At 70.9% G+C, this 19861-nt stretch carries 21 protein-coding genes; 13 read left to right on the top strand and 8 right to left on the bottom strand.

Features of this window, described 5'->3' with window-relative positions; genetic code table 11:
* The first annotated feature begins 1 nt into the window (after position 1).
* Positions 2 to 349, top strand: coding sequence for a cation:proton antiporter (locus ITJ59_RS02265; RefSeq protein ID WP_228510952.1), 348 nt, complete (start codon positions 2 to 4; stop codon positions 347 to 349).
* Positions 350 to 352: 3 nt separating this feature from the next.
* Here ITJ59_RS02265 and ITJ59_RS02270 read toward each other — a convergent pair whose 3' ends face one another.
* Positions 353 to 1618, bottom strand: coding sequence for an MFS transporter (locus ITJ59_RS02270; protein WP_194649510.1), 1266 nt, complete (start codon positions 1616 to 1618; stop codon positions 353 to 355).
* A 206-nt stretch (positions 1619 to 1824) separates the two neighbouring features.
* Between ITJ59_RS02270 and ITJ59_RS02275 the strand changes: the two genes are divergently transcribed.
* On the top strand, positions 1825 to 2871 hold the full coding sequence (locus tag ITJ59_RS02275; protein ID WP_194649511.1) for an aldo/keto reductase: 1047 nt from the start codon (positions 1825 to 1827) through the stop codon (positions 2869 to 2871).
* A 9-nt stretch (positions 2872 to 2880) separates the two neighbouring features.
* On the opposite strand, the gene mgrA is transcribed toward ITJ59_RS02275, so the two are convergent.
* On the bottom strand, positions 2881 to 3924 hold the full coding sequence (mgrA, locus tag ITJ59_RS02280; protein WP_194649512.1) for an L-glyceraldehyde 3-phosphate reductase: 1044 nt from the start codon (positions 3922 to 3924) through the stop codon (positions 2881 to 2883).
* A gap of 103 nt (positions 3925 to 4027) precedes the next feature.
* On the opposite strand from mgrA, the gene ITJ59_RS02285 reads away from it, so the two are divergent.
* From ITJ59_RS02285 to soxR, 3 genes are all read left to right on the top strand, one after another.
* Entirely contained in the window at positions 4028 to 4483 is a 456-nt protein-coding gene (locus ITJ59_RS02285; RefSeq protein ID WP_194649513.1) for an iron chaperone, read from the top strand.
* A 49-nt stretch (positions 4484 to 4532) separates the two neighbouring features.
* Positions 4533 to 5579, top strand: a complete 1047-nt coding sequence (locus ITJ59_RS02290; RefSeq protein ID WP_194649514.1) for a YdcF family protein — start codon at positions 4533 to 4535, stop codon at positions 5577 to 5579.
* A 98-nt stretch (positions 5580 to 5677) separates the two neighbouring features.
* On the top strand, positions 5678 to 6160 hold the full coding sequence (soxR, locus tag ITJ59_RS02295; RefSeq protein WP_194649515.1) for a redox-sensitive transcriptional activator SoxR: 483 nt from the start codon (positions 5678 to 5680) through the stop codon (positions 6158 to 6160).
* Here soxR and ITJ59_RS02300 read toward each other — a convergent pair.
* Positions 6157 to 6597, bottom strand: coding sequence for a MarR family winged helix-turn-helix transcriptional regulator (locus ITJ59_RS02300; protein ID WP_228510760.1), 441 nt, complete (start codon positions 6595 to 6597; stop codon positions 6157 to 6159). The genes soxR and ITJ59_RS02300 overlap by 4 nt on opposite strands.
* A 46-nt stretch (positions 6598 to 6643) precedes the next feature.
* On the opposite strand from ITJ59_RS02300, the gene ITJ59_RS02305 reads away from it, so the two are divergent.
* Complete coding sequence (locus tag ITJ59_RS02305; protein WP_194649516.1) at positions 6644 to 7885, top strand: multidrug effflux MFS transporter; 1242 nt, start codon at positions 6644 to 6646, stop codon at positions 7883 to 7885.
* Between the two features lie 81 nt (positions 7886 to 7966).
* On the opposite strand, the gene ITJ59_RS02310 is transcribed toward ITJ59_RS02305, so the two are convergent.
* Positions 7967 to 8665 (bottom strand): phosphatase PAP2 family protein, encoded by a 699-nt coding sequence (locus ITJ59_RS02310; protein ID WP_194649517.1) that lies wholly within the window; start codon positions 8663 to 8665, stop codon positions 7967 to 7969.
* A gap of 89 nt (positions 8666 to 8754) precedes the next feature.
* Between ITJ59_RS02310 and poxB the strand changes: the two genes are divergently transcribed.
* Positions 8755 to 10479, top strand: a complete 1725-nt coding sequence (gene poxB, locus ITJ59_RS02315) for a ubiquinone-dependent pyruvate dehydrogenase (RefSeq protein ID WP_194649518.1) — start codon at positions 8755 to 8757, stop codon at positions 10477 to 10479.
* 66 nt (positions 10480 to 10545) lie between these two features.
* Here the strand turns inward: poxB and ITJ59_RS02320 are convergent, their stop codons facing one another.
* Positions 10546 to 11229, bottom strand: coding sequence for an SDR family NAD(P)-dependent oxidoreductase (locus ITJ59_RS02320; RefSeq protein ID WP_194649519.1), 684 nt, complete (start codon positions 11227 to 11229; stop codon positions 10546 to 10548).
* Between the two features lie 101 nt (positions 11230 to 11330).
* On the opposite strand from ITJ59_RS02320, the gene ITJ59_RS02325 reads away from it, so the two are divergent.
* The 4 genes from ITJ59_RS02325 to ITJ59_RS02340 all read left to right on the top strand — a co-directional run bounded on the left by ITJ59_RS02325 (position 11331) and on the right by ITJ59_RS02340 (position 14782).
* Positions 11331 to 12173, top strand: coding sequence for a helix-turn-helix transcriptional regulator (locus tag ITJ59_RS02325; RefSeq protein WP_194649520.1), 843 nt, complete (start codon positions 11331 to 11333; stop codon positions 12171 to 12173).
* Between the two features lie 80 nt (positions 12174 to 12253).
* Positions 12254 to 13297 (top strand): type IV toxin-antitoxin system AbiEi family antitoxin, encoded by a 1044-nt coding sequence (locus tag ITJ59_RS19530; RefSeq protein WP_194649521.1) that lies wholly within the window; start codon positions 12254 to 12256, stop codon positions 13295 to 13297.
* Between the two features lies 1 nt (position 13298).
* Positions 13299 to 13811, top strand: a complete 513-nt coding sequence (locus ITJ59_RS02335; protein ID WP_194649522.1) for a hypothetical protein — start codon at positions 13299 to 13301, stop codon at positions 13809 to 13811.
* Positions 13812 to 13819: 8 nt separating this feature from the next.
* Positions 13820 to 14782 (top strand): NAD-dependent epimerase/dehydratase family protein, encoded by a 963-nt coding sequence (locus tag ITJ59_RS02340; protein ID WP_194649523.1) that lies wholly within the window; start codon positions 13820 to 13822, stop codon positions 14780 to 14782.
* A 175-nt stretch (positions 14783 to 14957) separates the two neighbouring features.
* Here the strand turns inward: ITJ59_RS02340 and ITJ59_RS02345 are convergent, their stop codons facing one another.
* Both ITJ59_RS02345 and ITJ59_RS02350 read right to left on the bottom strand, forming a co-directional pair.
* On the bottom strand, positions 14958 to 15302 hold the full coding sequence (locus tag ITJ59_RS02345) for a Dabb family protein (protein WP_194649524.1): 345 nt from the start codon (positions 15300 to 15302) through the stop codon (positions 14958 to 14960).
* A gap of 17 nt (positions 15303 to 15319) precedes the next feature.
* Complete coding sequence (locus ITJ59_RS02350) at positions 15320 to 16207, bottom strand: SDR family oxidoreductase (protein WP_194649525.1); 888 nt, start codon at positions 16205 to 16207, stop codon at positions 15320 to 15322.
* 185 nt (positions 16208 to 16392) lie between these two features.
* On the opposite strand from ITJ59_RS02350, the gene ITJ59_RS02355 reads away from it, so the two are divergent.
* Together ITJ59_RS02355 and ITJ59_RS02360 are read left to right on the top strand one after the other, a co-directional pair.
* The gene (locus tag ITJ59_RS02355; RefSeq protein ID WP_194649526.1) at positions 16393 to 18159 is read left to right on the top strand and encodes a hypothetical protein; all 1767 of its coding nucleotides are present in this window, start codon (positions 16393 to 16395) and stop codon (positions 18157 to 18159) included.
* 17 nt (positions 18160 to 18176) lie between these two features.
* A complete protein-coding gene (locus ITJ59_RS02360) occupies positions 18177 to 19010 on the top strand; it encodes a family 16 glycosylhydrolase (RefSeq protein WP_194649527.1) in 834 nt (277 codons plus the stop codon).
* A gap of 97 nt (positions 19011 to 19107) precedes the next feature.
* On the opposite strand, the gene ITJ59_RS02365 is transcribed toward ITJ59_RS02360, so the two are convergent.
* Positions 19108 to 19839: a S1 family peptidase gene (locus ITJ59_RS02365; protein WP_194649528.1), complete on the bottom strand. Its 732-nt coding sequence runs from the start codon at positions 19837 to 19839 to the stop codon at positions 19108 to 19110.
* Positions 19840 to 19861: the final 22 nt, after the last annotated feature.

Raw genomic sequence — 19861 nt, forward strand, 5'->3', positions numbered from 1 at the left:
GATGATCCAGGCGTTCCTCGACGGCGCCGGCGTGCGGGCGTGGATCGCGCTCGCCCTGTTGCTGGTCGGTTCGCTGCTGTCCCTCGGCGCCGGGGTCGGCATCGTCCGGTTCCCGGACCCGCTCGTCCGGCTGCACGCCATGGCGAAGCCGCAGGTGCTCGGGTTGGCGTTCGCCCTGGCCGCGATCGTCGTCGCGGTGGGGACCTGGACGGCGTTCTGGGTCGTCCTGCCCATCATGGTGTTCCAGCTGTTCCTGGTGCCGGTGTCGACGCACATGATCGCTCGCGCCGGGCTGCGGGCGGACGACCACCGGCACGAGGACCTGCTGGTGGACGACACCGAGTCCTGATCGTCAGGCGACGGTGCGGCGCCGCAGCAGCAGGTTGACGACGGCTGCCAGCACGACGACCGCGGCCGAGGCCGCCGGCAGCACCATCGCAACCGACGTGCCGTGCTGCTCGGCCAGGTCGCCGGTGATGGCCGATGCGATCGACTGCCCGACGATGACGGCGGACCCCAGGATCGTCATCGTGGTCGCGGACCGGCCGACCGGCGAACGGTCCGAACCGAGGCTGTACTGCGCGACGAGGGTCGGCCCGATCCCGATGCCCATGATCGCCAGGACGATGCCGACCGCCACGACGGAGTCGGCCTGCGAGAACGCGATCGCGCCGCCGAGCAGGACGACACCGAACACGAGCCAGCGCCAGCCGAGGCCGAACGACCGCGGGAACGCTGCGGACCCGAGCGCGAGTCCGGCAGAACCGATGCCCATCAGGCCGTAGAGCAGTCCGGCCTGGGACGCCTCACCGTGGGTCTCCATGAACGCCGTCAGCGACGTCAGGGTCGAGCCGAAGAACAGGCCGATGCCGAGGATCCCGACGACGACCACGACGAGCCGCGGACGCAGGAGTTGCCGAGCAGGTGCCTGGGTCAGTTCCTCGTGCTGACCGACCACGAGCTTGCCGGTGGGGTGCAGGGCGAAGGCGGTCACGAACACGAACGTCAGCACCGAGGCGCCGGCGACGGCAACCCAGGGGGCGATCGCGCTGGCGAGGATGCCGACCAGGAACGGGCCGATGATGAAGACGGTCTCGTCGGCGGCCGACTCGTACGCCATCGTGCCGCTGAGGGTCTTCTCGCGGCGGGCCGGCGCCATGCGCTGCGCGATGATCGCGACGAGCCGGGTGCGGGACATCGGTGCGACCTGGGGCGCGGACGCACCGATGCAGAACGCCATCGCGAGCACGGCGAGGTCGGGCGCGCTGCCGCTGACGACGAAGGGGAACGCGCCGAGCAGCGCCGCGTTCACCAGGCCGACGGGGACGAGCACCGCACGCTGGCCGAACCGGTCCGCCGCGGCGCCGACCATCGGACCGAAGACCGCAGCACCGATGCCGACGGAGGCGGAGTTGATGCCGCCGAGGGCCACGGAGTCCCGCGCCGCCACCACGAGGGTGAGGACGCCGACGACCATCATCGCGAACGGCAGGCGGGCGATGAACGCCACCGGGAAGTACCAGCGGCCGGCGAGGGAGACGAGCGAGGCGTCGCGGCCGGGTGGGGTGTCCGTGCGTTCGGCTGCGGGCGCGGACGGGGTGGGACTGGTGTGGAGCATGGGGGTGTGCCTTCTCGGCCCGGCCCGGTTCGGTGGGGGCGGACCCATCGGGTGCCGCCGTTGTCCGCCGGGGAGCCGGCGGCCGGTAGATACACACTGCGTGTTTCAGAACTGTGCCCATCGTACCAACCGTTCCGGTCCTGGCCAGGGGTAACGCTTCGTCACCGGACCGCCCCCGGTCCCGCCCGGCCCATATCGTGGCGCGCATGGATCAGCGACGCATGGGGCGCACGGGGGCGCCGGTCAGCTCGTTGACGCTCGGCACACGGGCCGTGGCGGGTGTCGCCGCGCAGGACCCGTCGGCCGGTGTGACCCTCGTGCTCGAGGCCCTCGCCCGCGGGGTGACGGCGGTCGACGTGTCCGATGCGGACGGTGCCGGGCTCGCCGAGACCGCGGTCGGCGCGGCGATCGCCGGACACCGGGACGACGTGTTCCTGTCGGTGCGGTTCGGCGCCCCGGTCGACCAGGACCCGGCGCACCGGGGCAACGGGCGGCGCTGGATGTTCCGTGCCGTCGAACGGAGCCTGCAACGCCTCGGTACCGACGTCATCGACCTGTACGAGCCGGCGCTGCCGGACCCGGCGACCTCACTCGACGAGACGCTCGACGCCCTCGCCGACCTGGTGGCGCAGGGCAAGATCCGCGCCTTCGGGATCCCCGGGTTCCCGGCCGAGGAACTCGTCGAGGCGCAGTGGCTCCGCTCCGGTTCGAAGAGCGCCACCGCGACGCACGTGCCCTACTCGATCCTCACCCGCACGGCCGAGCGCACGGTGTTCCCGGTCGCACGGCGGTTCGGGCTCGGCGTGCTCGCGGGGGCACCGCTCGCCGGCGGCTGGCTGGCTGGCACCTACCGCACCGGCACCGTCCAGCCGCGGTCGCCGCGCGTCGAGGAGCAGCCAGACGTGTACGACATCGGTGCGCCGCGGAACCGCCGGAAGCTCGAGGTCGCCGACCAGCTCGGACAGCTCGCCGACGAGGCCGGGTACACCGTCTCCGAGCTGTCCGTCGCGTTCGCGCTGACCCACCCGGACGTGTCGTCGGTCGTCATCGGCCCGCGCACCGTGTCGCACGTCGACGCCTACGTGCAGGCCTCCGAGATCGTCCTCGACGACGAGTTGCTCGACGCGATCGACGCGATCGTCGCGCCGGGCACCCACGTGCTCGAGCGGGACACCGGGTTCGCGCTGCCGGCGCTCAGCCCCGAACGGCTCCGGGGCCGGGTGCCGGTGAGCTCCGGTCGGGACCGCGCTTAGCCGGCCGCGTCAGGAGACCTCGCCGGCACGCGCTCCCGCCCACAGGTCGACGTCGGTGATGCCGACCGAGTGCTCGTCGATGGTGCGGAGCTCCTCGTCCGAGAAGGACGTGTTCGCCAGCGCGGCGACGTTGTCCTCGAGCTGCGACACCTTCGACGCCCCGATCACGAGCGAGGTCACCCGCTCGTCCCGGAGCGCCCAGGCCAGGGCGAGCTGCGCCAACGACTGTCCGCGGGCGGCGGCGACGTCGTTCAGCGCGCGCAGGTGCCCGACGACCTCTGGGGTGATGCTCGAGGCGTCGAGCGACTTGCCCGCCGCAGCGCGCGAGTCCGACGGCACCCCGTCCAGGTACTTGCCGGTGAGCAGCCCCTGCGCCAGTGCGGTGAACCCGATCACGCCGAAGCCGAGCTCGCCGGCCGCGTCGAGCAGTCCCTCGGTCTCGATCCAGCGGTTCAGCATCGAGTACGACGGCTGGTGGATGAGGAGCGGGGTGCCGAGGTCGCGCAGGATCGCGGCGGCCTGGCGGCTGCGTTCGGCGTCGTACGACGAGATGCCGACGTACAGTGCCTTGCCCTGCTGGACCGCGGTGTGCAGCGCGCCCATCGTCTCCTCGAGCGGGGTCGAGGCGTCGAGTCGGTGCGAGTAGAAGACGTCGACGTAGTCCAGGCCCGTCCGCTGCAGGGACTGGTCGAGCGAGGCGAGCACGTACTTCCGCGAACCGCCGCCCTGCCCGTACGGCCCCGGCCACATGTCCCACCCGGCCTTGGTCGACACCACCATCTCGTCGCGGTAGGGCCGGAAGTCCGCACGCATCAGGCGCCCGAAGTTCACCTCGGCCGCACCGTAGGGCGGGCCGTAGTTGTTCGCCAGGTCGTGGTGCGTGATGCCGAGGTCGAAGGCCCGACGGCTGATCGCGCGCTGCGTCTCGAACGGCACGTCGTCGCCGAAGTTGTGCCAGTACCCCAGGGAGAGCAGCGGCAGGTCGAGGCCGGAGCGGCCGGTGCGGCGGTACGTCATCGAGTCGTAGCGGTCGTCGCTGGCGATGTAGGTCATGGTCCGAGCCTGCCACCAGCACCGTCGGTCCGGCGCGGCGTGCGCGATCGGGTGCATGATCGAGGCGCAGACGCCGAGCGCCACCGACACGGAAGGCACGATCATGGCACGGACGACGAAGACCGAGGGCACCTTCACCGACGAGGAACGCGCGGCGATGCAGGAGCACGCCGCCGAGGTCAAGCGCACCCGCGGCACGAAGGGCACCAAGGCCGACAAGGCGGTAGCGGACGCCGCCGCGGTCGAGGCGAAGATCGCCGAGATGCCCGAACCAGACCGCGGGCTCGCGGAGCGCATCCACCGCATCGCGCTCGAGGTCGCGCCCGACCTCGCACCGAAGCTCTGGTACGGCATGCCCGCCTACTACCAGAACGGCAAGGCGGCGTTCTTCTTCCAGGACGCCGCGAAGTTCAAGGCCCGGTACGCGACGCTCGGGTTCCAGGACTCTGCCGCACTCGACGACGGGACGCTCTGGCCGACGTCGTGGGCGATCACGCCGGAGTTCTCCGAGGCGGACGAGGCGACCGTCGCCGACCTGATCCGCCGCGCGGTCGCCTGACCCCGACCGGTACCGTGGAGCGCATGAGCGCGCTCCGTCAGGCCGATCGATGACCGCGGTGGGCGCCCCGGCCCTGTTCGCGCTGGTGTTCCTGCTGCTGTACGTCCTGGGCAGGCGGCGCGACCCGCGCATGCTCCGGAACGGCGTGTTCCTGACGGCGGCAGCGTTCTTCGCGCTCGCCACGGCGGTGTCCGCCCTGACGCTCGTGGTCCCCGGGTTCAGCCTGGTCGTCGGCACCGTGTTCCTGCTCGTGCCGCTCGCCGTCGCGGTGCTCGGCGTGGCCCTCATCGCGAACGGCTTCCAGATGCTCCGCTCCGAGGGGCGCAGTCTCGGCAACACGCTGTCACTCGCCGCCGGGGTGCTCGTGTTCGTGCTGCCCGCGGTCGCCATCGCCCTGTTCGTGTCCGCCGGCGGCGGGGGCTTCACGCTCTGGGACGGCACCCGCATCGCGCTCGCCGTGCTCATGGTGTTCGTCTGCGGGTACTTCGCGGTCGCGCTGGTGGCCTTCGCGGTCTACTCGGTCGTCTACGGCCGGATGCGGCACGGCATCGTGCCGGACACGATCGTCGTCCTCGGCTCCGGGCTGGTCCGCGGCGAGGTCCCGCCCCTGCTCCGCAGTCGCCTCGACCGCGCACTCGTCGTGTACCGGGCCGAGCGGGCCGCCGGTCGGCGGCCGCTGCTCATCCCCTCCGGCGGGCAGGGCGACGACGAGCCCCGCCCCGAGGGCACCGCGATGGCGGAGTACCTGCTGGCGAACGGCGCGGACCCCGAGGACGTCCGGCCCGAGACCGAGTCGCGCAACACCCGCGAGAACCTGCGGTTCTCGCGCACCGTGCAGGCGGAGGCCGGACGGGACGGCCAGATCGTCGTCGTCACGAACGACTACCACGTGCTCCGTTCCGCGACCCTCGCCCGTCGACTCGACCTGCCGGCGCAGGTCGTCGGATCGCGGACGGCGGCGTACTACGTGCCGAGCGCGTTCCTGCGCGAGTTCGTCGCGGTGGTCGTCGAGCACCGCTGGCTCAACGTGGTGGCGTGCACGCCGTTCGTCCTGTTCACCGCGTTCCTGCTCTGGGAGTCGTTCCAGCAGCGGTAGACGTCACCGACGGACGGACGGGAGGCCCGTGGCGGCCCCGTCACGGGCCTCCCGTCCGCCGTTCCGTCACCTGCAGCGCCGCACGTAGGATCTCGACCATGGTCGAGATCCAGCCGCCCCGCCCGACCGATCTGCTCCCGATCGGCGAGATCGTCCGACGCACCGGCGTCGCCGCGTCGGCCCTGCACTTCTACGAGCGCAAGGGCCTGATCCGGCCCGAGCGCACCGACGGTGGCACCCGGATGTACCCGCGGCACGTCGAGCGCCGGATCGCGATCATCCAGGTGGCGAAGCGCCTCGGGATCCCGCTGAGCGAGGTCGCCGAGCAGTTCGGCACGCTGCCGGCCGACCGGATGCCGTCCCTGCGCGACTGGAACCGGCTGAACGAGCGGTGGCGGGCACGGTTGCGGGCCCGTCAGCTCGAACTCGAGCGGCTGCAGCAGGAGATGACGCAGTGCATCGGGTGCGGCTGCGTCTCGCTCGGGGCGTGCTCGGTCGTGAACCCCGGTGACACGCTCGGTGACGAGGGACACGGTGCCCGGCGACTGCTGCCGATCGAGGACGACGCAGCACAGGACTAGACCCGTCGGAGCCCCTCGTCGATCCGGTCGAGCAGCGCGAGCGCTCCGGGCAACCCGGCGTCGTCGTCGCCGAGCGCGTCGCGGAGCTTGCCGGCCCAGTGCGCGCGGAGGCGTCCGATGCTCTCCCGTGCCACATCGGTCGAGTGCAGCTGCACGGTCCGCGCGTCGGCCGGGTCCTGCCGACGTTCGACCATCCCCTTCGCCACCAGGGACCGCAGCGCGACGCTGAGGTTGCTGCGCTTGAGTGCCGTCGCGTCGGCGGTCGCGCTCGGTGAGGTGCCGGGGTTGCGTTCGACCCAGCGCATCACGAGTGCCTCGGTCCCGGTGAGCGGCACGATGTCGAGCGCCCCGGCGCCGTGCGGGTCGATCTCTCGCGAGATCCGCAGCACGACGTCGGCGAACTCGGCGAGGACGTGGTCGGTCACGACGGAGGGCATGGCCGTACTGTACCGCCGGACGGCAATGAGTTATGCTTTCATAACAATGACCACGGACACCGGAACCATCCGCGCGCACGTCGCGACACCCACGACCAGGCAGCAGGGCATCACGACCCCGCTGCTGCTGGTGCTCGGCCTGCTCAGCGCCGTCGCCCCCTTCGCCACCGACCTGTACCTGCCGGCGTTCCCGCAGATGACCACCGAGCTCGGTGCGAGCGCCACGACCGTGCAGCTCACGCTGACCGCGTTCCTGGTCGGTGTGACCGCCGGGCAGCTCGTCTTCGGACCACTGTCCGACCGGTTCGGCCGCGTGCCGCCGCTGATCGCGGGGGCGGCACTGTGCGTGCTGGCGAGCGTCGCGGCCGTGTTCGCACCGAACATCGGCGTGCTCATCGTGGCCCGGCTGCTGCAGGGCCTGGGCGGCGCGGCCGGCATGGTGATCAGCCGTGCGGTCATCTCCGACCTGGCGACCGGCAAGCCCGCCGCCCGCGCGTTCTCGCTCATGATGATCGTCGGCGGGGTCGCACCCGTCGTCGCACCGCTGCTCGGCGGCCTGCTCACCGGCCCGATCGGCTGGCGCGGCCTGCTGTCGATCGTGCTCGGTCTGTCGGTGGTCATGCTCATCGCGGTCCTCGCCGTCATCCGCGAGACCCACCTGAAGGCGCACCGCGACGTGCTGCGTCTGGAGCGACAGGGGTCCGGTTCGCCGCTCCGCGCCCTGCGCTCCCGCACGTTCCTCGGCTACATCGCCGTGTTCGGCTTCGCGTTCGCCGTGATGATGGCGTACATCTCGGCCTCGCCGTTCCTGTACCAGGACATGATCGGGCTCGGCACCGTCGGCTACGGCCTGGCGTTCGGCCTGAACGCGCTCGCGCTGATGGGGGTGAGCATCGTCTCCGCCAAGCTCACCGAGACCCGCTCCGTGACCGGCGTGCTGTCACTCGGCATCGCCCTGGTCTTCGCGTCGACGGTCGCGTTCGCGTTGCTCGTCGTCTTCTCGGCGCCCGTGTTCTGGCTCGCCGTGCCGCTGTTCACCGCGGTCGGGTCGCTCGGCCTGGTGCTCGGCAACGCGACGGCGCTCGCACTCGGTGCGGTCCCCGCTGCTGCCGGCAGTGCTTCAGCCGTGCTCGGGGCGCTGCAGTTCGGGCTCGCGGCGCTGGTGTCCCCGCTCGTCAGCATCGGCGGGTCGGCGACGGCTGCGCCCCTGGCGATCGTGATGCTCGCGTCCGCGGTGGTGGCCGTCGTGGCGCTGCTCGTCGCCCGGGGGCGCACCCGCCTCGCCTGAGCCGGTCGGAGCCGACCCGGAACGACAACATCGACGTCGCACGACAACGAGGACGTCGTTCCGAGTCGGCGGCCCCGTCGACTACCGCCCCCGCAGGAACGGGATCCGCGGCATCAGCCAGTCGACCCACACCACCCGCGCGCCCGGGGCCACGGCGAGCGCCCACAGGATCGAGGCGGCGGCGTCGGTCGGGTAGTGCACGGCGTCGATCGACACCGAGAAGAACACCACGACGATCGCGATGACCCCGAGGGTCAGCGCCAGCCGGTGCCACCGGGTCTCGCGGAGCAGCCAGATCATCGCGACCACGAACGCCGTGATGTAGACGGTGTGCCCGCTCGGGTACCCGGGGTCCGGCTGCACCGCGAACGGGTGCGGCAGGACGGCCACGTCGGGGCGCGCACGGTGCACGATCTCCTTCACGACGGCGGACGGCACCCACGTGATCGCGATCGTGCCGCCGAACGCCAGGGCAGGACGGAGGCTCCGGGTGCGCCACCAGATCACGGCCACGACGACGACGGTGATCCCGATCGCCGGTGCCGGACTGATGACGTGGTAGACCGCCGTGGTGAACGCCCCGACGGCGCCGGTGTGCAGGGCGTTCAGCGCCTTCGACAGTCCGAGGTCGACGGTGCCGAGGGCGAACCCGACGAGCGTGATGACGACCACCGCGATGACCGCGATCGCGACCGAGGCGAGCGGGTACGGCGACGGCTCGAGGATGCCGTTCGCCTCGGGCTCTCGTCGGCGGGGGCGGAGCAGCGGCGCATCGGTCATCCGGCCATCGTCCCAGCCCCGACTGCGACCGCGGCCCCGGCGAGCCTCTGAAAGCACTCAGCGCAGCCGCCCCCGAGTAGACAGGAGGCATGCCAACCGTTGCCGAGAACATCGTCGCCACCCTCCGCAAGAACGACGTCGCCCGCGTCTACGGCCTGCCGGGGGACTCCCTCAACGGCTTCACCGACGCCCTGCGCAAGGACGGCACGATCCGGTGGGAGCACGTCCGCCACGAAGAGGCCGCAGCGTTCGCGGCGAGTGCCGAGGCCGAGCTCACCGGTGAGCTCGCGGTCTGCGCCGGCAGCTGCGGCCCGGGCAACCTGCACCTGATCAACGGCCTGTTCGACGCGAACCGCTCCCGGGTGCCGGTGCTCGCGATCGCCGCGCACATCCCCACCGCGGAGATCGGATCCGGCTACTTCCAGGAGACCCACCCGCAGGAGCTGTTCCGCGAGTGCTCGGTCTACGTCGAGTACGTCGCCGACCCGACCCAGATGCCCCGCCTGCTCGAGATCGCGATGCGCGAGGCCGTCGAGAAGCGCGGGGTCGCGGTGCTCGTGATCCCCGGCGACGTGCTGCTCGCCGAGGCGAAGGACGACCGCACCACCCGCATCGAGCGCACGACGCCGCGCATCGTGCCGAGCGAGGCCGAGCTGCTCCGCACCGCCGAGCTGCTGAACGGCGCCGACAAGGTCACGATCCTCGCCGGCGCCGGTGTCGCCGGGGCCCACGACGAGGTCATCGCGCTGGCCGAGCGCCTGCAGGCTCCGATCGTGCACGCGCTGCGTGGCAAGGAGCACATCGAATGGGACAACCCCTACGACGTCGGCATGACGGGTCTGCTCGGCTTCGCGTCCGGGTACCGCGCGATGGAGGACGCCGACGTCGTGCTCATGCTCGGCACCGACTTCCCGTACCAGCAGTTCTTCCCCGCCAAGGCGAAGCACGTGCAGGTCGACATCCGCGGTTCGCAGCTCGGTCGCCGGCACCCGGTCGACATCGGCCTGGTCGGCACCGTCAAGGACACCGCGCTCGCCCTGATCCCGCTGCTCACCGGTTCGCACCCGACGAAGCACCTCGAGGACTCGCTGAAGCGCTACCGGAAGACCCGCGAGAAGCTCGACGACCTGGCCGTCCCCGCGGGCAAGAAGAAGCCGCTGCACCCGCAGTACGTCGCCCGGGTGCTCGACCGGATCGCCGCGCAGGACGCCGTGTTCATCCCGGACGTCGGCTCCCCCGTCGTGTGGGCGTCGCGCTACTTGACGATGAACGGCAAGCGCCGCCTGATCGGCTCGTTCGTGCACGGCACGATGGCGAACGCGGTCCCGCAGGCGATCGGTGCGCAGACGGCGTTCCCGGACCGCCAGGTGATCGCGCTCGCGGGTGACGGTGGGCTGACGATGCTGCTCGGCGAGCTCATCACGATCGTGCAGAACAAGCTGCCGGTGAAGATCGTCGTGTTCGACAACTCGTCGCTGAACTTCGTCGAGCTCGAGATGAAGGCCGCCGGGTTCGTGAACTACGGCACCGAGCTGCAGAACCCGGACTTCGCCGCGGTCGCCGAGGCGATCGGCATCAAGGGCTTCAAGGTCGACGTGTCCGACGACTTCGAGGACGCGATGGCCGCCGCGCTCGCGCACGACGGCCCCGCGCTGGTCTCGGTGCGCGCGAACCGGCAGGAACTGTCGATGCCCCCGGCGGTCACCCTCGAGCAGGCGAAGGGCTTCACGCTCTACGCCATCCGCACGGTGCTGTCCGGTCGCGGCGACGAGCTGCTGGACCTCGCGTCGACCAACGCGCGCCAGCTGCTGTAGACGCAACCGGCTGACGGCCTGGAGGCCCGTGGCGACGCCGCCACGGGCCTCCAGGCCGTCACGACGTCACCACCCGAGCGGCTGGCCGTCCTCCAGGAACACGCCGGTCGGGCCCTCCGGGCCCACGCTCGCGGCAGCCGCGACGGTCGCCGCGCTCACCTCGACGGGGCGACCGTGCGGGTTCGGCACCCCACCGAGCTCGGTCGCCGTGTAGCCGGGCTCGAGGACCACGAAACGCACTTCGGGTGCGATGCGGGCGTACTGCACCGTGAGCATCGAGACGGCCGACTTGCTCGCGCCGTAGACCGCGGCCTGCACGGTCGACGCCGCGCTGTCCGGGTCGTGGACCGCCGTGAACGAGCCGAGCGCGCTGCCGACGTTGACGACGAGGGGGCGCTCCGAGCGGCGCAGGATCGGCAACGCGGCCTCGGTCGTGCGGACGATGCCGACGGCGTTCGTGTCGAAGACGGCGAGCGCGTCCGGACCGTTCAGACCCCACATCGCGATGCCGGCGTTGTTCACCAGGACGTCCAGGCCACCGTTCGCGTCGATGTGCGCGAACGCGGCGGCGACGGACGCGTCGTCGCGGACGTCGAGCTGCACGGAGCGTGCGCCGATCTCGGCGGCGACGGCCGCGCCTTGGGCGGCGTCGCGGGCGCCGATCCAGACGGTGTGGCCAGCTGCGACGAGTTGGCGGGCGGTTTCCTTGCCGAGGCCACGGGTGGCGCCGGTGATGAGTGTCGTTGTCATGGCCCCAGCGTCACGCTCGACGATCGTTGCAGGGAGTCGCCCGGTTGTCGTAGGACTGGTGGGGCCAGGACCCGGCGGCGGCGGGCGCGCAGACTGGTGGCATGGCGGACACGGACTTCGGGCACACCCTGCGACGGCTCCGCGACCACGTGACCCCGGCTGCGGCCGGCATGACCGTCGGGCCACGACGTCGGGCGGCCGGGCTTCGGCGCGAGGAACTCGCGAGCCTCGCGGGGATCTCCGCCGACTACCTGACCCGCCTGGAGCAGGGACGCGCGACGTCGCCGTCCGCCCAGGTGGTCGAGGCGCTGACGCGTGCTCTCCGGGTCTCGGACGCCGAACGTGAGCTGCTCTACCGGCTCGCCGGACACGCAGCGCCGGGTGCCGAGGTCGTGCCGTCGCGGATCCCGCCGAGCGTGCAGCGGCTGCTCGACCGGCTGGCGGACACCCCGGTCGCGGTGCTCGACGCCGCCGGGAACCTGCTCGTGGCCAATGCTCCGCACGAAGCCCTGATGGGGCCGATCGGCGGGATGCGTGGGAACGAGCGGAACACCGCGTGGCGGCACCTGGTCGGCGCGGGCAGCCGTGCGGTGCACACGCCCGCGGAACAGGCGGCGTTCGAGGAGAACCTGGTCGCCGGACTCCGGATGACCGTGGCCCGCTACCCGCTCGACCGGCAGTTGCAGCAGCTCGTGCGGGACCTGCGGGCGGCGAGCCCGCGGTTCGTCGAGCTGTGGGACTCGGGCGCGACCGCGCTGGGCGAGATGGCCCGCCGCAAGGTGATCGACCACCCGGACGTCGGGCGCATCACGCTCGACTGCGACACCCTGGTGGTCGGGCCGGAGGACCTGCGGATCCTGGCGTACACGGCGGTGCCGGGGTCGGTGGACGCCGAGCGGTTGGCCCTGGCGATCGTGCTGGGGACGCAGTCGTTGGTGGAGTAGCCGGAGCTCGGCGGGGCCCGGGAGTTCGGCGTGGCCAGGGTTTCTCAATCGAATGGCGTTTCTCACTGTACAGTGAGAAAGTGCCCTCGACTGAGAAACTCGCGCTGCAGCTCGTGCGATCCGCCTTGCCGCAGGCGGGTGTGCGTGTGCTCACCGGAGACTCACGCGCCAACGCGGTCATCGAGCTGCCGCCCGGGGCGAGCATCCCGATCCAGCTGCGGTGGGCCGGCGCCGGCTTCCCGCGTGACGTCGAGCGAGCGATGCGCGATGCGCGCCTCGACGGCGCCGTGCCGATCGTCGTCGCAGCACGGGCGATCTCCCCCGGTGCGCGCGCGATGCTCGACGCCGACGACGTCAGCTGGCTGACCGAGTCCGGTGGCGCCCACCTGCACCTCGGCAGCATCGTCATCGAACGGAACCAGACGGAGACCGCACGCCGTCCGACGCGGGACGACGACGCTCCACGGTGGACGCCGGCGATCGCCGCGGTGGCGGAGACGATACTCACCGGGTACGTGCACACGCGCGCAGAGGGCATCCCCCGGACCACGACGTTGGCAGCACGATCAGGACGGTCCCTGGGATCGGTGACCGCGGCGCTGCAGGAGTTCGACCGCATGCGCTGGACGCAGCCGCCGCCGGTCAGTCGCGGTCCGTCCGCACGACGCCACCTGCTCGATCCGACCACCATGCTCGACAGGTGGGCCGAACAGGCGAGCCGTGCGGATCAGGCCACGCGGTACCACTCCTTCCACCGCGCGTCGGAGCGGACGGCGCAATCCATCAGCGATGCGTTCGCCGGCGATGCGGCGTTCGGCGGTCGGTTCGCTGCGGATCTCATCGCACCGTTCTCGTCCGTCCTGGGACCGCTCCGCTGCTACGTCAGCGACGCGGTCGAGGGCCGAGACCTGCAGGACCGCCTCACCGCTGCCGGCCTCACGCGAGCCGACGAGTCGAACCGTGTCGAGATCATCCACGCACCGCAGAACGTCATGTCCGGGGTCGAGCAGCGCGGTGGTCACCCGATCGCATCGCCGGTGCGCGTCTACGCTGACCTGCTCCACGACGGCGTGTGCGGAGACGATGCAGCCCAGCACCTTCGTGACGTCGCCGTAGGGTTCTGAGATGGCATCGGACGAACTCCGCACACGGCGAAGCCGTGACCGTGCCGCCGAGGCCTACGCGCTGCTCCTCGACGCAGCCGGAGAGCGGTGGCGGGACATGGTGCTCGTGGGAGGGCTGGTTCCCGAGACCTTGGTCGACAGCGACGAACCCCATCAGGGCACGCTCGACGTCGACGTGCTGCTGCCGTTGGCGTTGCAGTACGACCGCGATGCGGATAGCTTCGGGTGGCTCGAATCCGCTCTGGGCCGGGCTGCGTTCGTGCCGGTCCACGAGAACACCGGCTGGCGATGGTTCGTCAGCATCGACGGAGCACCGGTCGTCGTGGAGTTCCTCGCCGCGGTCCGGGAGTACGTGGGGCCCGATTCCGCAGGTGCGGTCACCTACGCCACCGAAGCGATCACGGCCGGTTCAGAGGAGACACGGTTCGACCTCGCCGCTGATGCGGTCGCCGCCGTCGCCGCCTTCGCGGTGGCTTTCCGGACCGCCGCGCACCGCGCTCATCGAGACGGTTGACTGGCTCCATGCGACGCGTCCTGGTGCTCGGGGGAACCGGTTGGCTCGGACGAGCGATCGTCGATGCACTGATCGCCGAAGGCGCGGAGGTCGTGTGTCTCGCCCGGGGAACGTCCGGTGCGGTGTCGGACGGCGCCCGACTGGTCGGAGTCGACCGTCGATCGCCCGGGGCGTACGAACAGGTCCGCGGCGACTGGGACGAGGTGATCGAGCTCACCCACGAGCCCGAGATGGTCCTCCCCGCGCTCGATGCCCTCGCCGACCGCGCGGCGCACTGGACGCTGATCTCGTCAGTCTCGGTGTACGCACGGAACGACGAAGTGGATGCCGACGAGACCGCAGCGCTCGTCGACCCGCTCGACCTGGTGCAGTACGCCGACGCGAAGGTCGCCGCGGAGCAGGCGGCGTCCACCCACCTCTCCTCCCGACTGCTGATCGCGCGGCCCGGACTCATCATCGGTCCAGGAGACCCCAGCGACCGGTTCGGGTACTGGCCCGCGCGGTTCAGCCGGAGCGGCCCGGTGCTCGTGCCGACCACCGCGGGCCGCTTCGTCCAGGCCGTCGACGTCCGCGACCTCGCACGCTGGGTGGTGCGAGCCGCAGGTGCCGGGCGGGTCGGCGTTGTCAACGCAGTCGGGGCTGCGATCCCCATGGGCGACTTCTTCCGAATGGTGGTCGACGTGACTGGCCACGACGGCGAAGTCGTCGAGGTCGAGGATGACGCACTGCTCGAGCAGGACGTGGCCTATTGGGCAGGTCCTCGGTCGTTGCCGCTGTGGCTGCCGATGTCGGACGTCGGGTTCGCCCAGCGCTCGGGCCACGCGTTCCACCAGGCCGGCGGTCTGGTGCGACCGCTGCCGGAGTTGTTGGCCGACGTGCTCGCCGACGAGCGTGCACGAGGCGTCGACCGGACACGCCGTTCCGGCCTCACCGCGCGAGAAGAAGCGGCCGTCCTACGCAGCATCCGGTAGCGGACTGCGCGCTTTCCGCCGCTGCTGCCGACGCACCGCTCCGAGCATCCGCGCACCAGGCACTGGCTGTCGCCGACGCCCGACTCCGAGTCGACGGAGGGGGCATCGCTCCCACGACGCTCCCGGGTGAGGACGAACAAGGGCGTCTCTGACTCCGCCAAGATCGCCAGCGCGATCAGCCGGTGCTCAGCCGAGCGCACCGCGTGTCCGTGCCCGACGCCTCCGGCTCGTCCTCGACGTCGAACACCACGACCCGGGCACTCGCCCCACCGATGAACTCCGCGACCGGCTGGTGCTCCGGGTGCGGCAGGTACCCGGCAAGCGCCGCACGGTCGCGGAACCGGACCACGAGCATCCAGTGGAACCCGCCCTCGAGCCCTTCGGTGCTCACGCTCGTCCCCGACTGCACGGAATCCACACCGTCGATCCGCGGCAGATGCTCGCGCGAGAGCGCCGAAGCGTCGGAGGACCGGTCGGCACCGTCCCACTCCACCAGCACGGTGTGCGTCACTCCTGACACGTCAGTACCTCCGAGACTCAGAACGCGGGCGTTCCGCCGGCGATCGTGATCGTCGACCCGGACTGGTAGCTCGACTCCGGGCTCACCAGGTGCACGTACGCCGCACCGAGCTCGGCGGGCTGCCCCGGACGCCCGAACGGCGAACCCTCACCGAAGTGCGACACCGTCTCGGCGTCGTCCGACCCGGGCTGCAGCGGTGTCCACACCGGCCCCGGAGCGACGGAGTTCACGCGGATGCCCTTCGGCGCGAGCTGCTGGGCGACGGCCTCGGTGAAGAGCTTGATCGCGCCCTTCGACACGGCGTAGTCGATCTTGTCAGCCGAGGGCGTCGATGCCTGGATCGACCCGGTCGTCACGATGGTGGAGCCCGGCTCGAGGTGCGGCACCACGGCCTTGGTCAGCCAGAACAGCGAGTAGATGTTGGTCTTGAACGTCGAGTCGAACATCGACGTGTCGAGGGTCAGGATGTCTTCGTTGCTGTCCATCCGGCCGGCGACCATGACCAGGGTGTCCAGGCCGCCGAACTCGTCGACGCCCTTCTGCACCAGGTCCTTGCAGTACTGCTCATCCGAGATGTCGCCCGGGAACAGCACGGCGCGACGTCCCTCGGACTCGAGCAGGTCGCGCACCTGTTCGGCGTCTTCTTGTTCGTCGGGCAGGTACGACAGCACCAGGTCGGCACCCTCGCGCGACAGGGCGATGGCGGCGGCGCGGCCGATGCCGGAGTCGGCGCCGGTGATGATCCCGCGGTAGCCGGTCAGTCGCTCGCGGCCGACGTAGCTCTCCTCGCCGTGGTCGGGCTTCGGGTCCATCTTCCAGGCGGCACCCGGCAGCGACTGCTCCTGCTTCGGGTACGGCGGGGCGGGGTAGAGGGTGTTCGGGTCGCGCTTGTCGTACTGGCTCATGCCTCCACCATCGTCGTCCCACGTGGACGTGCGTTCAGCGTCGGTGACGGGGCCCGTCGGCCGCGCAACGGGGTCGCCGCTGGTCCCCATTTCGCCCGACTGTCTGTGCGCTCCGACAGGTCTACGGTCTGTTCCGTGCGGCAACGACGCCGCACGATGACGAATCGAGCATCATGCAACGACGGATGAAACAGCTCGTCGCGATCGCCTTGAGCGCCGGTGTCGTGGGGGCCCTCGTCCCCGCGGTCTCCGCCCAGGCGGTCACGACGAGCGACACCCCGGACTTCGGGAGCAACGTCAAGATCTACGATCCCTCGGTGCCCGCGTCGACCATCCAGGCCGACGTCGACGCAGCCTTCAACAGTCAGCTCCGCAGCACGAGCGCACAGTTCGGCGCGCAGCGGCACGCCTTCCTGTTCAAGCCCGGCAGCTACGGCCGCGTCTGGGCGAACCTCGGCTTCTACACGTCGGTCACCGGTCTGGGGAAGAACCCCGACGACGTGACGATCAACGGCGCCGTGAACGTCGACTCCGGGTGGAACGCAGGGGACGAGAAGAACGCGACGCAGAACTTCTGGCGCTCGGTCGAGAACGTGGCGATCGTCCCCGAGGGCGGCACCGACCGGTGGGCGGTGTCCCAAGCCGCGCCGATGCGACGGGTGCACATCAAGGGGAACCTGACGATGGGGCCCTCGAACCAGGACGGCGGTCAGGGGTACTCGTCGGGCGGCTACATCGCCGACACCAAGGTCGACGGCACGGTGACCTCCGGGTCGCAGCAGCAGTGGTACACCCGGAACTCCACGATCGGCTCGTGGCAGGGCGGCAACTGGAACATGACGTTCTCGGGCGTGAACGGCGCCCCCGCGAACGACTTCTCGAAGAGCTACACCACGCTCGCCACGACCCCGACGACGCGGGAGAAGCCGTACCTGTACGTCGACTCGTCGAACAAGTACCACGTGTTCGTCCCGTCGCTGCGGCAGAACTCGAGCGGTGTCACGTGGCCGAACACCGGCGGCACCGACATCCCGATGCGGAACTTCTACGTCGCCCACCCGGGCGACTCGGCGGCGACCATCAACAGCGCGTTGGCCCAGGGGCTGAACCTGTTCTTCACACCGGGCACCTACCAGCTCGACGCGGCGATCAACGTCACCCGAGCGGACACCGTCGTGACGGGAATCGGCTTCCCGACCCTCGTGCCGACCAGGGGCAACGCCGTCCTGACCTCGACCGACGTCGCGGGGGTGAACGTCTCGAACCTCGTCGTCGACGCGGGCACGCAGAACAGCGCGCAACTGGTCCGCCTCGGCACGTCCGGGTCGCACGTCGACCACGCCGGTGACCCGCAGAGCATCCAGGACGTCTTCTTCCGTGTCGGGTCGAGCGTGCAGGGCAAGGCCTCGACCACGCTGCAGGTGAACGCCGACGACACGCTCGTCGACCACATCTGGGCCTGGCGCGCGGACCACGGCGGCGCGGCGACCGGGTGGGCCGTGAACACCGGGGCGACCGGCGTCGAGGTGAACGGCAACGACGTCCTCGCCACCGGGCTGTTCGTCGAGCACTACCAGAAGTACGAAGTGCAGTGGAACGGCAACAACGGCAAGACGATCTTCTTCCAGAACGAGATGCCCTACGACGTGCCCGACAACGCCTCGTGGCAGAGCCCGACGGGCGCCGGCTACGCCGCCTACAAGGTGGCGGCGAACGTGACGAGCCACGAGATCTGGGGCGGCGGCGTCTACTGCTTCTTCAACACGAACCCCGCGGTGCACGCCGACCGCGCGTTCGAGGTCCCGCAGACCGCAGGCGTCCGCGCGCACGGCCTGGTCACGGTCTCGCTCGGCGACACCGGCACCATCTCGAGCGTCATCAACGGGGTGGGAGGTGCGGTGCCGACACCAGCCGGCAACACCGCCCCGAACCGCGTCGCCTCGTACAACTGATCCCGGGAGGATCGATGATGCACACCAATCGGAAGCGACGACTGGTCGCACTCACGGTCGCCGGAGCGGCTGCCCTCGCGCTCGGTGCGGGTCCTGTCCTGCAGGGAGCGGACCCCGCGAACGCTGCGAACGGCGACGTCGTCTGGTCGCAGGACTTCGACGGCGCCGCGGGCAGCGCACCGGATCGATCGGCGTGGACGAACGAGACCGGAGGCGGTGGCTGGGGCAACAACGAGCTCGAGGAGTACACCGACTCGCGTGACAACTCAGCGCTCGACGGGCAGGGCAACCTGGTCATCACGGCGAAGCGCGAAGCCGACGGCTCGTACACCAGCGCCCGACTCACGACGCAGGGCAAGTACACACCCCGGTACGGCCGCGTCGAGGCCCGGATCCAGATCCCGCGCGGCCAGGGCATCTGGCCGGCGTTCTGGATGCTCGGCGCCGACCTGCCCCAGGTCGGCTGGCCGAACTCCGGCGAGGTCGACGTGATGGAGAACGTCGGGTACGAGCCGGCGACGGTGCACGGCACGGTCCACGGGCCCGGGTACTCCGGCGACCAGGGCATCACGTCGAGCTACCAGCACCCGCAGGGGTGGTCGTTCGCGGACACGTTCCACACGTTCGCGGTCGACTGGAAGCCCGGATCGATCACCTGGTCGGTCGACGGTGTCGCGTACAAGACGGTCACGCCGGCGGACACGGGTAGCAACCCGTGGGTGTTCGACAAGCCGTTCTTCATCGTGCTGAACCTCGCCGTCGGCGGGAGCTGGCCGGGGTACCCGGACGGCACGACGCAGTTCCCGCAGCAGATGAAGGTCGACTTCGTCCGAGTGATCGACAACTCCTGACCCGACGCGGGTGGGCGACCAGCCGCTCTGGACACGGCTGATGACGGACGGGAGGCCCGTGGCGACGTCGCCACGGGCCTCCCGTCCGCCTCTTGGTTCAGACGCCGGCCGTGGTCTTGATCCAGGACGAGGCCTGCGACAGCAGGGCGTAGTTCGAGCCAGCCTTGGTGTTCGCGCCGGGGTCGGCGCTGTCACCGGTGGAGCAGACGGCGACGACCTTGCCGTTCACGAGCAGGGGGCCGCCGGAGTCGCCGTGGTTCGAGGCGCCCGTCACACCGGTGAGGTGCTGGGCACGACCGCTGTAGGCGTCCGTGCTCGCGCCGGTGAGCGAGACCGTGGCCTGGTAGAGGCCGTCCGACTGCGTGGCGTTCGCGCGGAGGCCGTAGCCCTGGATGGTGCCGGTGCCGCTCGACTTGGCGGTCGCGGTGAGGTCGAGCGGGGCGTAGGTGGACAGCGAGTAGGCGCTCTTCAGGTGGACGAGCGCGATGTCGCCGGCCGGTGCGGCGGAGACGCGGTCGACTGCGACGGCGGTGCCCCGGTTGGTGGTGGAGTTCGAGTGGTAGACGTTCATCGCACCGATGCCGTCGATGCAGTGACGGGCGGTGAGGATCCACGAGGCGTTGATCTGCTCGCCGGTGCAGTTGCTGACGTAGCCGGACGGGATGGAGCCGCCCGACGCTTCGAGCTGGACCGCCCACGAGGTGGTGGGGGCCTTCTCGCCGCCGACGACCTTGGTGCTGGCCGGCAGGGCCGAGGCGGGTGACGCGGCGAACACGCCTGCGGTGATGACGGCTGCCGCGGCGAACGCAGCTGCGATGGACTTCTTCATGACGACTCCTCTGTCGGGAAGC

Source organism: Curtobacterium sp. VKM Ac-1393, assembly GCF_015350995.1.
Taxonomy (GTDB): Bacteria; Actinomycetota; Actinomycetes; order Actinomycetales; family Microbacteriaceae; genus Curtobacterium.

What these genes read in the sequence shown, in the direction of transcription:
- ITJ59_RS02335 (WP_194649522.1), top strand. Translation starts at nt 13,299, where the DNA reads ATGGCATCGGACGAACTCCGCACACGGCGAAGCCGTGACCGTGCCGCC.
- ITJ59_RS02365 (WP_194649528.1), bottom strand. Translation starts at nt 19,839, where the DNA reads ATGAAGAAGTCCATCGCAGCTGCGTTCGCCGCGGCAGCCGTCATCACC.
- ITJ59_RS02300 (WP_228510760.1), bottom strand. Translation starts at nt 6,597, where the DNA reads ATGCCCTCCGTCGTGACCGACCACGTCCTCGCCGAGTTCGCCGACGTC.
- ITJ59_RS02325 (WP_194649520.1), top strand. Translation starts at nt 11,331, where the DNA reads ATGGCGGACACGGACTTCGGGCACACCCTGCGACGGCTCCGCGACCAC.
- ITJ59_RS02270 (WP_194649510.1), bottom strand. Translation starts at nt 1,618, where the DNA reads ATGCTCCACACCAGTCCCACCCCGTCCGCGCCCGCAGCCGAACGCACG.
- ITJ59_RS02285 (WP_194649513.1), top strand. Translation starts at nt 4,028, where the DNA reads ATGGCACGGACGACGAAGACCGAGGGCACCTTCACCGACGAGGAACGC.
- ITJ59_RS02320 (WP_194649519.1), bottom strand. Translation starts at nt 11,229, where the DNA reads ATGACAACGACACTCATCACCGGCGCCACCCGTGGCCTCGGCAAGGAA.
- ITJ59_RS02275 (WP_194649511.1), top strand. Translation starts at nt 1,825, where the DNA reads ATGGATCAGCGACGCATGGGGCGCACGGGGGCGCCGGTCAGCTCGTTG.
- poxB (WP_194649518.1), top strand. Translation starts at nt 8,755, where the DNA reads ATGCCAACCGTTGCCGAGAACATCGTCGCCACCCTCCGCAAGAACGAC.
- ITJ59_RS02350 (WP_194649525.1), bottom strand. Translation starts at nt 16,207, where the DNA reads ATGAGCCAGTACGACAAGCGCGACCCGAACACCCTCTACCCCGCCCCG.
- soxR (WP_194649515.1), top strand. Translation starts at nt 5,678, where the DNA reads ATGGTCGAGATCCAGCCGCCCCGCCCGACCGATCTGCTCCCGATCGGC.
- ITJ59_RS02310 (WP_194649517.1), bottom strand. Translation starts at nt 8,665, where the DNA reads ATGACCGATGCGCCGCTGCTCCGCCCCCGCCGACGAGAGCCCGAGGCG.
- ITJ59_RS02305 (WP_194649516.1), top strand. Translation starts at nt 6,644, where the DNA reads ATGACCACGGACACCGGAACCATCCGCGCGCACGTCGCGACACCCACG.
- ITJ59_RS02355 (WP_194649526.1), top strand. Translation starts at nt 16,393, where the DNA reads ATGAAACAGCTCGTCGCGATCGCCTTGAGCGCCGGTGTCGTGGGGGCC.
- ITJ59_RS02360 (WP_194649527.1), top strand. Translation starts at nt 18,177, where the DNA reads ATGCACACCAATCGGAAGCGACGACTGGTCGCACTCACGGTCGCCGGA.
- ITJ59_RS02340 (WP_194649523.1), top strand. Translation starts at nt 13,820, where the DNA reads ATGCGACGCGTCCTGGTGCTCGGGGGAACCGGTTGGCTCGGACGAGCG.
- ITJ59_RS02265 (WP_228510952.1), top strand. Translation starts at nt 2, where the DNA reads ATGATCCAGGCGTTCCTCGACGGCGCCGGCGTGCGGGCGTGGATCGCG.
- mgrA (WP_194649512.1), bottom strand. Translation starts at nt 3,924, where the DNA reads ATGACCTACATCGCCAGCGACGACCGCTACGACTCGATGACGTACCGC.
- ITJ59_RS02290 (WP_194649514.1), top strand. Translation starts at nt 4,533, where the DNA reads ATGACCGCGGTGGGCGCCCCGGCCCTGTTCGCGCTGGTGTTCCTGCTG.